The sequence below is a fragment of the Streptomyces sp. NPDC002888 genome, assembly GCF_042888465.1.
Lineage (GTDB): Bacteria > Actinomycetota > Actinomycetes > Streptomycetales > Streptomycetaceae > Streptomyces.
On record NZ_JBIAPU010000025.1, the window covers coordinates 106415 to 120759 of the forward strand.

The 14345-nt window shown below is 72.9% G+C and carries 6 protein-coding genes; all 6 read left to right on the forward strand.

The features are described 5' to 3' along the window. Window positions 1-127: 127 nt before the first annotated feature. The 6 genes from ACFYWX_RS33965 to ACFYWX_RS33990 all read left to right on the forward strand — a co-directional run bounded on the left by ACFYWX_RS33965 (window position 128) and on the right by ACFYWX_RS33990 (window position 14331). Window positions 128-7450 (forward strand): hypothetical protein, encoded by a 7323-nt coding sequence (locus ACFYWX_RS33965; protein WP_389428674.1) that lies wholly within the window; start codon window positions 128-130, stop codon window positions 7448-7450. A gap of 145 nt (window positions 7451-7595) precedes the next feature. Next, window positions 7596-8753 (forward strand): ricin-type beta-trefoil lectin domain protein, encoded by a 1158-nt coding sequence (locus ACFYWX_RS33970; protein ID WP_389428675.1) that lies wholly within the window; start codon window positions 7596-7598, stop codon window positions 8751-8753. Window positions 8754-9011: 258 nt separating this feature from the next. Next, window positions 9012-10196, forward strand: a complete 1185-nt coding sequence (locus ACFYWX_RS33975) for a glutamate--cysteine ligase (RefSeq protein ID WP_389428676.1) — start codon at window positions 9012-9014, stop codon at window positions 10194-10196. Window positions 10197-10202: 6 nt separating this feature from the next. Then, the gene (locus ACFYWX_RS33980; protein WP_389428677.1) at window positions 10203-10349 is read left to right on the forward strand and encodes a hypothetical protein; all 147 of its coding nucleotides are present in this window, start codon (window positions 10203-10205) and stop codon (window positions 10347-10349) included. Next, window positions 10337-12121, forward strand: coding sequence for an N-acetylglutaminylglutamine amidotransferase (locus tag ACFYWX_RS33985; RefSeq protein ID WP_389428678.1), 1785 nt, complete (start codon window positions 10337-10339; stop codon window positions 12119-12121). The genes ACFYWX_RS33980 and ACFYWX_RS33985 overlap by 13 nt, the downstream gene beginning before the upstream one ends. Continuing rightward, a complete protein-coding gene (locus ACFYWX_RS33990; RefSeq protein ID WP_389428679.1) occupies window positions 12094-14331 on the forward strand; it encodes a S9 family peptidase in 2238 nt (745 codons plus the stop codon). Before ACFYWX_RS33985 ends, ACFYWX_RS33990 begins: the two co-directional genes overlap by 28 nt. Window positions 14332-14345 lie beyond the last annotated feature (14 nt).

Genomic DNA, 14345 nt, shown 5'->3' on the forward strand with positions numbered 1-14345 from the left:
TTCGGATTCCGATTCCTCGTCGGAGTCGGAGGCCGAGACCGAGTACGATCCGAGGCTGTCCTCGTCGGACGACTCGGAGTCGGATTCCGGGTGGCCATCGGATTCCGAGGAGTATCCCGAGCCGACAGTGGATTCGGAGCTGTTCGGGGTGCTCGCCCCCGAGGCACCGCGCACCGACTATCCGGAAGGCGCCTTTCCCGCCGGGTGGACCCGCCGTGACCTGCGCTACGCCGCGGCCGTGGCGTTTCGAACCTTGCCGTCCCCCGTTCCTGACGGGACAACCGTGCACGGCAGGTTCGGCGACACGGACCTGTACATGACGATCGAGAACGGCCTCGTCGTCGACATCCATCCGACCCGCCCGCCGGCGGAACCCCTTGCTGCCGCCGATGACGGGTCGTCCGAACCATCCGAGCCGGACAGGTCGTCCGAACCGTCCCAGCCGTCCGAGCCATCCGAACCGTCCGACGAGGACGGCGCATCGGAAAGCGGCCGCCTGCCCGGTACGGAGGACGGCTCGCAAGCCGCACCCGAGTCCGAGTCCGCACCCGAGTCCGCACCCGAGTCCGAGTCCGCACCCGAGTCCGCCGAAGCTGCCGAAGCCGCCGAACGGGACCGCGTCTTCCCCCACATCGAGGCGGCGCTCGACGTCCACCGGCCGGCGCGCATCGACGCCTCGATGCCGTCGCCGTCCCTCTCGCCCGACGGCGGACAGGTGCGTTTCACCGACGGCAGTCGTCTGCCGGAGCACCTGACCGGATACGGCGCCGGCGCTGCCGGAGGGCGCAGCTACGGGCACAGCCAGGTCACCCTGCGCGGCGCCGACCTCGTCGTGCGGGAGGTCGGAGACCGGCTCGGCGGGCGGTACGGCGACCTGTCCGCCGTACCGGGGCTCGGCGAGGCGCTGGCCGATCTGCGTCGGGCGCTCGACACCACCCCGCAGGTCTTCCACGGCGACGGGTACGAGTCCCCGGCGTTCGGCGACGCCTCGACCGGCGTGACGCTGCGGGTGATGACGCGGCCGCTCGGCAACTGGGAGCGGTTCACCGACGTGCAGGACCATCCGGCCAAGGTGGACACGGGCCAGCGCAGCCAGACCGGTACGGGCACGGTCGGTACGGCGAGCGCCAGGCAAAGGGTCACGGCGGGCGTCTCCGCCGTACCGGCGGCGGGTCCGGCCGGGTTCGGCGGTGTCAGCGCGAGCGTGGGGGTGACCCGCTCGTATCAGTACGGCATGCAGGACCACACCCTCAGCCAGGTGGAGACCCGCATGGCGGAGGGCTCGCACCTGCACCTGGACGACCTGCACTATGAGGTGTTCGTCGGTGGAGAGGCCCGCCTCGGCGAGGTGGAGGGGTCCGCCGCCCCGGCAGTGACCGGCCCCTCTGCCGTCGCCGAGGCCACCTTCGGCTTCACGGTCCGCAACGGACTGGCGGTACGGCTGCCGGACAGTCTGACCTCGCCCCCGGGACCGGGCCGGGTCCCGGGCCGTATGACGCTCGACGCGCGGTCCGACTACCGGCTGGTGCACACCGAGGGCTACGGACCGGTCAGGCCGTTGCGGGACCGGCTCGTGGCGGAGCTGGGGGCCGGTCCCGGCAGCGCCGCCCACGCGTACCTCACCGCGTTCTTCAGCTCGGAGAACTTCCACCGGTCGGCGGACCGCCTGGCCAGGGGCGCGGTCACCACGGACGTGCTGTTCGACGACGACGGGACGCCGCTGGGAGCGTTCGTCGTGGAGCGGGTCGTGCCGGGCGAGGCCGAGCTGATCACCGAGAGCCGGGCCGCCGAGATGCGCAACACCGTGCAGCAGACGGCCGGCAACGAGCGGACCCTGTCCCGGACGTCTTCGCGGGGCATGACCGTCACCGGTGGGGCCGCGGTCGACCTCGGCCCCGTGGGTATGGCCACGGCCGGGCTTACCGCGGGCCGGGAACGCAGCGACATCGAGGGCAGCGGATTCGGCGGCTCGGGCAGCCGCAAGATCGTCGGCCGGGCCAAGAACGTCCCGACCGTGCTCTATCTGGTCCGCAAGACCGTCCAGGTGCGCAGGAGCGGCACGGACGACGTCCTCCGCTTCGACACCTGGAGCCTGGACCGGATGACGCACACCGAGGCCCGGCGCCTCGCCGGCTGGGACGACGGCACCACCCTGCGCGCGCGGAACGGCAACGCACCCCATGCCCCGGTCTATCTGACCGACGACCGCCCTACGGTGCTCGGGATGAGCAGGCCCGAGGCCTTCACCTACGACGACGGCGAGCCGGTGAGCGGCGGGGACCGGCCGCGGGACTGGCTGGGGGCGTTCACCGACACGGTGATCCGCGCAGCCGCCGACAGATACCCGGGGGTGCTGGCCCCGCTCGCGGACTTCGGCGACCCGGCCGACTCCCGCTGGCGCGGCCCACAGCACTTCGCCATGGCACTGGGGAACACCCTGCGCGTGCTGAACGCCCTGTCCCACCACGGCATCGCCGCCAACCTCGAAGTGCTCACCACCACCGGGCTGTCGCTCGCACTCGACGTTCCGCCGGGCACGTTCCGGCGCACCCACCTCACGCTGCGCGTCGCCGGCGAGCTGACCGGCCGCCGCTACCTCGGCACCCAGAACGACCTCCTCCTGCGCGCCAGCGCACCCGGCTCGGAACGCCTGGACGGCGCCCAGGGCGTGACGCACACCGACAGCGCCGGACTCGGCGTGACGCTGCGGGGCGGCTCCTCCCACCCTGCCGGCGCCTCGGTGGGCCCCATGTTCGGACGGTCCACGGGCCGGGAGGCGCAGTACGGGGCCACCGCCACGCACGAGCCGCTGGCCGCCAGCGCCGGCCCGTCCCACCTGTACGGCTACCGGCTGGAACTCACCGCCGGCATCGAGGGCTTCCAGCGCTACCGCACGGGACCGAGGATCCTCTCGCTGGGAGTGCTGGGAGCCCGGCCTCAGGAGAGCACCGACCTGGTCGGAGGCGCCTCGGGCGCGCCGTTCAGCGGCCGGGTCGTGCTGGCCGTACCGGGCGAGCACTCCCCGGCCGCCGATCCGCACCTGGCGACGGCGTCCCCCGCGCGGCCGTCCGAGCAGGCTCTCACCCGGGAGCAGGCGCTGGCCCTGCTGACCGGGGACCGCACGGCGGCTGAGGAGCACGGGCCGGAGGTGTTCGGCGACCAGCTCTACCAGACCGTCGCCGTCGGCGCGCCCGCGGCACTCGCCCGCGCCGCCGAGGACCTCATGGCACGGCTGTCCGGCGACGCCTGGCACTTCGCCAGGAGCGGCGCGGTACCCCATGACGCCATGGTGCGGTTCTTCGAGGCGCACTCCCTCACCGCCGGATTCGACCAGCTGTCCGGGCCTGCCGGCTCCCGGATCTCCCTGTTCGCGGAAGGCGTCCTGCGCCACCGGGTGGGTGACGTGGTGCACCGTGTGCGGGTCCTCGACCTGCGCGTGGTGTCGGAGCCCGTCGCCGTGGCCATGGAGCTGGCCATCGGCAGCGATCTGCGGATCGCGGGATCGATGACCGCGGCCAGGAGCTTCGGCCTGGCCGCGGTCATCGGCGGCAGCGCCACCACCCGTCCCGGCGGAACGGAACTGACCACCTTCTCCGGCCTCCTGCTCCGCCGGGGCCTCTCCTCCGCCGCCGTCACGAGCGTCACCCGGACGGTCAGCTCGGACGTCAACGTCGACGACGGCAGCCTCAAGGTCCTGGTGTCCGGTGACACCCAGCACGACATCGTGGGCTCGGTGCGCCCGAAGGGGCTGCTCCGCCCGGCGCTGACCCCCTTCTACCGCGAGGGCCCGGCCGGTAGGCGGCTCACCTTCCCTGCGGGCTATCTCGGGCATGTCCCCGAGAAGGCCGCGCACCGGCTCGGACTCCTGAACGACGGGCTGGGCGAGGTGCCCCGCTACACGTCGCAGGCGTGGACCCAGGTCACCTGGTGGCACGACCACCCCTTCGGCTCCTATCCCGTCAACTCGCTCGACACCACCGGCGTGCTGGCCGACTTCGACCGGCAGCTACGGGAGTGGGGTGTGGACGAGACGGACCGGGAGCGAGTGCGTTCCCTGGTCACCCCGCGTGCCGTACGGGCACTGCGCGAGCAGATGAGCTCCACCGGCACCTCGGCACGCGCCCGGGCCGGACGGTGGGTCTCGGGGGTCCGCGTCGGGAGCCGGCCAGGCCTGATGAGGGTGGAACTGTTGGCGACGGAGACGCGGTTCGACGGCATCGGCCACAAAGCGGTCCTGGAGGACACCCGGACGGCCACCGTGACCGAGCTGGAGGGGACTTCCCAGGGCGCGTCCCGCGGGGCCGGGGTGAGCCTGACACACGGTGTGGCAACGCTCCCCTCGGGCGCCACAGCGCAGCCGGGAGACCTGAGCGCCGTCCGGACGCCGTACGAAGGGATGGTCACCGGAACCGAGGAGACCTCCCGCAGCCTCTCGCGCACCCGCACCAAGCGGCAGTCCTTCTACGCACGCGAGCCGCACGCCGAGTACCTCATCCGCTACCGGCTGCGGCTGACCCTCGACCTCGGCGACGGCGACCGCCTGCACTCGGAGGGCGAGGCGGGCACGCTGCGGGAGCAGGTGCCGCTGAGCATGACCGTTCCCGAGCCGGGCACCGGCCCGACGGACGATCCGCTCGGGCCGCCCACGGTGGAGCGGCCGGACCCCTCCGTCACGCTGTGGCGACGGCCCACCGTCACCCAGGCGGACATCGACGCCTGGCGCTCCCTGCCGCTGCCGAACGGCGCCCGCGGGCCGTTCCGGGCGCCCTCCAGCGGCTTCCACGTCCGCAGGATCGTCGGCCTCGACACCCTGCGCGACGCCGGTGTCCTGGCACTCGCCCGGGCCTACGGCACCTCAGTGGCCCCCACCTGGGACGGCCCCCGTGAACTGACCGGCGCGGAGCTCGAGGCCGCGGTGGCGCGGGCCCGCCGCACCGGGCTGACCCGGCCCGGGAGCGGCTCGGCACTGGCCCTGGACAGCGCGGTCGGCGACGCGGCGCTGGCGGCCTTCTTCGAGGACAGCGGCAGCGCCGACGGCTATGAGGTTCCCGGACTGAACGAGGCGGGCCGCGCCCACGGCGCCTACCGGCTCTACTCCCGGCCGGACTTCACCCGGGCGGCCCTGCTGGCGGTGATCGCGGACACCACCATGGAGAGCAGCGAGCGGCACACCGGGACCCGGGGCGCCACCGCCTCCCGCAGCGGCGGGTTCGACTCCTCACTCGGAGCGCAGCCGGTACTGGACGCCGGCTCACTCGGCTCGGCCGTCCCGTCGGCTTCCCTGTCCGGCCCGAACACCGCCGCGGCCGAACGCCGTGTCCGCTCCCAAGGGGACGGCGCCCAGCTCACCGTCAAGCCGGTCGGCCGCAGCTTCGTCCTCGCGATCCCGACCGACTGGCTCGGCGTCGCCGAAGTGGACGCGCCCAGCGGTCCGTTCGGCCGCATCGTGCGCACCCAGGCCGTCGAGACGCGGACGCAGCTGATCGTCCTGGTGCAGGAGGGCACCGCCCGGCAGTGGGGTCTGATCGACGACGCGAACTTCCCCCGGCGCGTCGCAGACGCCTGGGGCGAGGTCACCGCGGCGGGCAAGGCCTGGGCCGCCGCGGACGACGCCTACTGGGCGAAGCGCCGCTCCCTGGGCGGCCTGTCCGAGAGCACGCCCGAGCTGACCCGCGGCGACCTGGTGACGACGCTGAAGCGGCAGCTGCTGCGGCCGTTGCTCGACCGGGCCGAGGCCGCGGCGGCCGAGTACCACCGGGTACGGGCGGCCGCCGACCGGCTCACCCGCTGGCACCAGCTGCCGGCCGAGGAACACGCGCCCGGCGAGCCGGAACGGCGCCAGGGCCTCACCGAACCGCCGCCCGTACGCCACGAGCCGGCGCCGACGGGGCCCGCCGGCGCCGCGCCTGCCCGCTACACCCGGCCGGACGGCGTCCCCGACCACCTGATCTCGCCCCGCAACGACCTCTACACGCTCCACGACGTCCCCGCCGACGGCGACGCCTTCTTCCACGCCCTGGCCGAAGGACTGCACCACGCCGACCCCGGCACGCTCGCAGGCCGCATACCCATGACGGACCGGCCGAGCATCGTCGCGGGCTTGCGGCAGCTGCTCGCCGACGAGCTGGGCCGGCCCGAGAACGCCGACCTGCTGGACCACACCTCGCCCGACAGCACCGACACGTTCAGCGACGCCGAACTGCTGGACAGCGGGGTGGACTTCGGCCAGGACACCCCCGAACGCCGTGAGTTCGAGGGCTCCGGACGGATACCGCTGCACGCCCGGCTGACCGACGGACAGCGCGCCGCTCTCGCCGGGACGCAGCTCAACCGTCCCGGAGACACCGCGGGTGACGCCGGCTGGGACCACGGCGCGGCCGACCTGCTGCCCGCCCTGGCCGCCCGGGCCTTCGACACGCGGATCACCGTCGTCGGCGCGAACGGTGCCTTCCAGGAGTTCGGGCCGACGACGTCTGAGACGGAGGAGGACACCGGCGAGGGTGAACTCACCCACGTCGTACTGGAAGTGACGAACCGTCACTATCGACTGGCGCTGCCGGTCGGCGACGCCCGGCGCCGGCCCCCGCTGCCCGCGCCCCTTCCCGGTGCGGCGCAGACAACGGGCGAGCGAGGGCAGACACCGGACCGGCCGCCGCTGCCCGCGTACGACACGGCCCCCTGGGCGTCCCGGTTCGGGACCTGGCGCCCGGTCGTCACCGAGGGCCGGCTGACGTCGCTGGCCGCACCGGACGGCGCCGCCTACGAACTCGTCGAGCCGACCGGCGACGGCAACGGCTTCTGGTCCGCCTTCGCCGCTCTGCCGGGGCTCACCGACGAGGAACGCGCAAGCGTCGCCACGCCTACCCACGTCCCCCGCCCGGGGGACCGGGCGAGCGAACGGGCCGCGGTCCGCGAGGCGGCCGATGCCCTCGGCGCCGACGTGACCGTCGTCGACGAGGACGGCACCGCCGACACCCACACTTCCGGAGACGGGCCGAGCGCACGCGACGTGATCCTGTACCGCAGGGGCAGGGAGTACCTGCTGGCCCGCCCCGCCGCCGAGGAGACGGTGACCCGTCCGAGCGGCGATGACGCGGACGTCCGCGACAGCACCGATGATGTTGACGAAGCGGATGAAGCAGCGGAGTCGGAGGAGGACCAGCAGGAGCTCCAGGAACTGCTCGCCTCCGAAGAAGTCCTGAACACCCCGGTGCGCCGAGAGCACGTGGCGGGACTCGACTACTCGTCCGGTGCCGGCGCCACCTGGATGCTCGAAGACATCGCATTGCCGCTGAGGGCTGTCCGCCTCAACCCGGAAGACCTCGCGGCCCTGCTGCGCGCGAACCCGGGACTCTTCCCCGAGGCGGTACGCACCGCCTTCCTGCGACTGGAACAGCCGCGTTCGGAGCCCGAGGAGCCCGCCTCCGCGGCACCCGGCGACTCCGGCTGACAGCGCATCTGGCCGCAGGGCCGTAACACCACCACACCCCCCTCACCGCACAGAAAGAGCGCCCATGACCTCCCGACAGGTGCCGAGCCCACAGAACGCACCGGCCCAGACCCCGTCCACTGCAGAAGGAGAGCCGGCTGCAACCGTGGCCGAAACCGCCGCGACCACCGAGGCCGGGGAAACGGCCGCCGAGGTGGCGTCGGCCCCCGGCACGGCCGAGGAGCCGGAAGCGGCGGCAGTCGCCGGGGAAGCCCCCACCGCGACCGCAGCGGAGGAGGCCGCGACGGGGGAGAACGGCGAGGAGGAAACGGGAGAGGCGCCCGGCACCACTGCCACCGCAGAGATTGCCACGCCCCCCGCCGCCCCCGGCAGACCCCACAAGAGCGTGCTGGCCGGAGCGGCCATCGCGGGAGCGCTGCTGATAGCCGTTCCGTTCCTGGTGACCGGTGAGGACGACGGCGGCGGCAAGGTGTCGGCCGGGGCGACACCCGGATCGGTGCTGGGGAACGCGGCGGACGCAGGTCCGTACGGCGCCATCGGCTCGGCACCGCCGTCGGCGAACGGCGCTCCCGCCAAGTCCGACTCCGTCAAGAAGGACTCCGGGGGGTCGAAGGCCGCGGGTGAGTCCGCGGGCGAAGCGGGAACGGGCAGGAAGACCTCCGCGGACGGCGGACAGTCCGAGAACGGCGCGGACGCGGACGGCGGCGGAGCGTCGACGGGCGAGAAATCGACGAGCGGAAGGTCGAAGAGCGGCAAGTCGACAAGTGGCAAGTCGACGAGCGGCAAGTCGACGAGCGGCAAGGCGTCCTCGTCCTCCGGAGCCTCCGGATCGTCGAGCGGCGGTCGGTCGAGCACCAGCAAGCCGCCCAGCACCAGCAAGCCGCCGAAGAAGAGTAATTCCTCCGGGAGCTCCACCACGGTCGCAGGCATCTCTGTCAGGAGCCACTCCTCCGGCCGTTGCATCGACGATCCGAACGGCGGCGGCGACGGCACACCGCTGCAGATCTGGAACTGCGTCGGATCCCCGCAGCAGTCGTGGCGTTTCATGTCCGACGGGACGGTGCGCTCCATGGGCCTGTGCATGGACGCAGCCTGGGCCTCCACCACCAACGGCACGCCGATTCAGGTGGCCAGGTGCAACGGCTCCTCCGCGCAGCAGTTCCGTCTGAACTCCTCGCACGACCTGGTCAATCCGAAGTCCGACAAGTGCGTCGACGTGAAGGATCGAGGCACATCCAACGGCGCCCGGTTGCAACTCTGGGACTGCAACGGGCAGGACCACCAGAAGTGGAGCGGGGTCTGAGACGGTACGCGGCCTCCGTGATCGAGTGTCCCTCGGCGCACTCCGGCACGATCCGCGACCGCTGGGCCAGGGCCTGAGCGTCGTGCCGCGGCGCACCCAGAAGTCGCTCATTTGAGCAGCTATCAACGTTATATAGGGCATATGGGCTTATAAGTCGGCATTCTGGTGACTCGAAGGTCCTCACGCGCCGCCGTGTCCGCCGGTGAGACACCCTCTCGCCGGCGGCAGGCAGCCTCCGCATCGCCCCGAGGAGTGACCGTGAGCGTTCGTATCGGAGTGGAGGAGGAGTTTCACGTTCTGGAGGTGGAGAGCGGGCTGCTCGTGCCGCGCGCCGCCCCGGTCCTGCGACGCCTCCCCCGGCGTACCTTCACGACCGAGCTGCACCAGTCCACCGTGGAGTCGAACAGCGAGGTGCACACGTCCCTCGACGATCTTTACGCCGACCTGGCCGGAACGAGACGGCGGCTCGATGCGGCCGCCTCCTCGCTGGGGCTCGCGGTGGTGGCCGCCGGTACGGCGCCGCTCGCGCCCGCGGCACCCGCGCACCCCACCGGCGGTGCGCGCTACCGCCACATGGTCGAGGACTACCGCACGGTCGCCGACGAGCAGCTCATCTGCGGCGCCCAGGTCCATGTGGACGTACCCGACCGCGACACGGCGGTACAGGTCATGTGCGTGGTCTCGCCCTGGCTGCCCGTGCTTCTCGCGCTCTCCGCCAGTTCGCCGTTCTGGCAGGGGGCCGACACCGGTTACGCGAGCTGGCGCACCATGCTGTGGCAGCGCTGGCCCACCGCGGGCCCGGTCGGCTGCTTCACGAGCGCGGCCGAGTACGACGCCACGGTGCACGACCTCGTTCGGGCCGGCGTCATCAGCGACGCGGGGATGATCTACTACGACGTACGCCCCTCCGCGCATCTGCAGACGCTGGAACTGCGCATCTGTGATTCGTGCCCGCGCGTGGAAACCGTCGTGCTCGTCGCCGGACTGTTCCGCGCCCTGGTGACCGAGGCCCGCGAGAGGCTTCGCACGGGCAGTGCTCCGGGCTGCGAAGGCCGGCACGAGTGGCTGCGCGGCGCCTCCTGGCGGGCCGCCCGGTCAGGGCTCGAAGCCGGACTGGTGGATCCCGAAACCCACCAGGAGGCGCCCGCTGGGCAGGTCGTGCGGAAGCTGCTCGCCCGGCTGCGCCTCGCCCTGGAGGCGCACGGCGACTGGCAGACCGTCCGCGCGCTGGCGGAGGCGGCCCTCGCCGACGGCAGCGCGGCCCGCCGCCTGCGCCGTATCGCAGAGGAAGAGGATCTGCTGGCCTGTGTCGACATGCTGATCGCCGAAACCCGTGGTGAACGCGCGCCGCGCGGGGCGGCGGACACCCGCCGCAAGAACCTCCCGGCCGCCGGCGTGACAGGTCCCTCCCAACGGTCCGTTCGGCCGCTGACTCGCAGGTGAATCGGTATGGACGCTCACGACCCGTCCCTCTACGCCCACGACCCGTGGCCCTACGCCTACGACCCGTCCCTCTACCCCGACAACCCTGCACCCACGTTCCGGCACCCGGCCTACGCCGAACAGAACGGAGGCGGCGCGTCATGTGCGGTCTGAGTGGGGAAATCCGCTTCGACGGTTGCCGACCCGACCTCGCGGCCGTCGAGCGCATGAGTGAGCGGCTCGCCGCTCGTGGTCCCGACGGTCGGGGAATCTGGACGCGGGGCGCGGTCGCGCTGGGGCATCGGCGACTCAAGATCATCGACCTGTCGGACCTCGCGGCACAGCCGATGACCGACTCCCGAGGCGGGATCACCGGAGTCTTCAACGGCTGCGTGTACAACTACCAGGAGCTGCGTGAAGAGCTGCGGAGCCTGGGACACCGGTTCTCGTCGACGTCCGACACCGAGGTGGTGCTGAAGGCCTACCGGCAGTGGGGCACCGCCTGCGTGGAACGCTTCTACGGCATGTTCGCCTTCGCCCTCGTCGAGCACCGGTCCGGGCGCGTGGTGCTGGGCCGTGACCGGCTCGGCATCAAGCCCCTGTACCTGGCACGGACGCCGGGCCGGCTCCGGTTCGCGTCCTCCCTGCCCGCCCTCCTCGCCGCCGGTGACGTGGACACCTCACTCGATCCGGTGGCCGTCCACCAGTACCTGAGCTGGCACGCCACGGTCGCGGCCCCGCGCACCGTCCTGGACGGTGTGCGCAAGCTCCCGCCGGCCACCGTGCGGGTCGTCGAACCGGACGGCACCCACCGTGACCATCGCTACTGGCAGCCGTCGTACACACGCCGGGCCGAGTACGCGGAGATGGGCGCGCACGACTGGCGTGACGCCATGCTGGAGGCGCTGCGCACGGCCGTACGCCGGCGGATGGTCTCCGACGTCCCGGTCGGTGTCCTGCTCTCCGGCGGCCTGGACTCCAGTCTGATCGTCGCGCTGCTGGCCGAGGAGGGGCAGCGGGACCTGCTGACGTTCAGTGTGGGGTTCGAGTCGGAGGGCGGGGAGGAGGGCGACGAGTTCCGGTACTCGGATCTGGTGGCCCGGCGGTTCGGCACCGACCACCGTCGGCTGATGGTTCCCTCCGACCAGGTCTCGACGGCCCTGGACGGTGCCGTCGCGGCGATGAGTGAGCCGATGACCAGCCACGACGTGGTCGCCTTCCACCTGCTGTCCGAGCAGGTGTCCAAGGAGGTGAAGGTCGTGCAGAGCGGGCAGGGCGCCGACGAGGTGCTCGCCGGCTACGACTGGTACCCGCGGCTCGCCGAGGTCGCCCGCGCGGACGCGGCCGAGCGGTACGCCGAGACGTACTTCGACCGGCCCCATGCCGACCTCGCCAGGATCGTGGAGCCCGGCATGCTGCCCGACGACGACGCCTCGGGCCGTTTCGTCCGGGACCACATGGCGGTCCCGGGGGCCGAGACGGCCCTGGACGCGGTCCTGCGCCTGGACACGCACGTCATGCTCGTCGACGACCCCGTCAAGAGGGTCGACAACATGACCATGGCCTGGGGGCTGGAGGCCCGCGTGCCGTTCCTCGACCACGAACTGGTCGAGCTGGCCGCGGCCTGCCCGCCGGAACTCAAACTGGCCGACGGCGGGAAGGGCGTGCTGAAGGAAGCGGGCCGTCAGCTTCTGCCCCGGAACGTCGTCGACCGCCCCAAGGGCTACTTCCCGGTCCCGGCCATCAGGCACATGGCCGGCCCCGTCCTGAAGCGGGTGCGCGAGGCGCTGGAGGCACCCGAGGCGAGGGGGCGACGCCTCTTCCAGGAGTCGTACGTGTCCGAGCTCCTCGCGGCGCCGGACGAGCACCGCACCAAACGGGGAGCAAACGCCCTGTGGCAGGTAGCGTTGCTGGAGATATGGCTGCAGACGCACGGGATCACGTGACCGACGAGCGGAGCACACCGGCGGCCCAGCTCGGCACGGTGCCCACCTCGCCGTCCGTCGTCGCCCAGCCGGGGGCACCCGGCGTCGCCCCAGTCACTCCGCCGCCCCCCGACACCTGGTCGGCGGACGCGCACGGCTCCGCCCCCGCCGCCGCCCCGGCGCCGGTTCCCCTGCCCGAAACGAGCGGCCCGCGGGACGCCGTCACCCGGCTGCGCGCTCACGGCTGCTGGTATCCCTCCGCCAACGCCGACGGCTCCGAGGCGGCCTTCATCTGCGACCGGGGCGGCGTTCCCCAACTGTGGGCCGGGCCCGTGGACGGCGACGAGGTGCGACTGCTCGACTCCTTTCCGGATCCCGTCAAGGAGGTGTCCTGGTCACCGGACGACCGCTGGATCGCCTACACCACCGCACCGGGCGGTGGCGAGCACTCCCGGGTGCTGTGCGTACGACCCGACGGCACCGGCCGCCGCGTCCTGGCCGGTGCCGACCCGGACAGTACCGCCTACCTGGGCTGCTGGGCGCACGACGGCTCGGCCGTCGCCGTCACCCTCGCCGCACCGGCCGCCCGCACGCCCCCGGACGGTACGGGGCCGGCGCGTGCGGACACCGCTCCGACGGCGAACTGGGCCGACCGGAACGGCCGTGCGACGCTCCTGGGCGGAACCCCTTACGACACCACCGCACGGGGGACGGGGCAGACCGTGACGGCGGCCGACTCCATGGCTCCTCCGGTACCGGCGGTCCGGCCCGACGGCGGCTTGTCGGCCTACCTGATCGATCCCGACGCTCTGGCGTCCCCCGTCCTGCTCGCCACGGAGACGCACGCCGCCACCCTGCGGGTGTGCGACATCAGTCGCGACGGCGGACTCGTCCTGCTGCGCAGGGGGCCGCGCGGACGACGGGAGGCGGTCGTCCGACGCACGGCCGACTCGGCGACGACGTGCACCGTGCCGGTCGCCGACGGCGATCCGTGGATCGGACGGTTCTCGCCCGACGGGCGGACGCTGTGGCTGCGCAGCGACGCCGACCGCGAGTACGCGGCGCTCCTCGCCGTCGTCCTCGGCACCGACGGCGAACCGCACGGCATGTCCGTCGTGGCGGAACGGCAGGACAGCGACCTCGATCTCCTGGTGTTGTCGCACGACGGCCGCACCGCCGCGCTGTCCTGGAACGAACGCGGCGCGAGCCGGCTCGAACTCGTCGAGACCTTCCCGACGCGCCAGGCACCGCACGGCCCGCTGCCGACGACGCCCGTTCCCCTGCCCCACGAGGTCGTCACGCGCGTCGCGGCGGTCGGCCCGCGGCTACTGCTGCCGGCCCTGTCCGGGTCCCAGCGCCGGCCCGGTGTGTGGTGGGCCTCCGAAGGCGTGTCCCTGCTGCGCACCCCCTGGTCCTCCCGCGACGAGGACGCCGTTCCGCCGGGTCGTCCGCCCGTGCGTCCCGTCCTCCTGCGGCTCACCGCGCGGGACGGGCTGCCCCTGAGCGGCTGGTACTACAGGGCACCGGGCCGGGCCCCGGGCGACCCGGCGCCCTGTGTGATCCACCTGCACGGCGGTCCGGAGGAGCAGGAACGCCCGGTCTTCCACCCGCTCTACCACGAGCTGACCGGGCGTGGACTGGACGTCTTCGCCCCCGACGTCCGAGGCTCCTCGGGGCACGGCAGATCGTTCGTCGACGCCGACCTGGGGACCGGCCGCTTCGCCGCGCTGGACGACGTCGCGGACTGCGCGGCGCACACGGTGCCTGCGGGCCCCGCCGACCCGACCCGGCTGGCCGTCATGGGGCGCTCGTACGGCGGCTATCTGACCTTCGCCTCGCTCGTGGGGCACCCGGATCTGTTCCGCACCGGGGTCGCCGTCTGCGGCATGTCGGACTTCGCGACCTTCTTCGCCGGTACCGAGCCCTGGCTCGCGGAGTCGGCGGCCCACAAGTACGGCCACCCCGAGCGCGACCGCGAACTGCTGCGGGCGCTCTCGCCGATGACCCGCATCGACGCGCTGCGCGCCCCTCTGCTCGCCGTCCACGGCGAACACGACACCAACGTGCCGCCGGGGGAGTCCGAGCAGTTCGTACGGGCGGCGCGCGAACGCGGCATCCCCGCCGAGCTGCTCACCCTGCGCGAGGAAGGCCACGACTTCCTGCGCGCGGACAACCGGCGACTGTTCCGCCGGACCGCCGCGGACTGGCTGGAACGCCACCTGACCGGCTGAACCGCCTTGTCGGC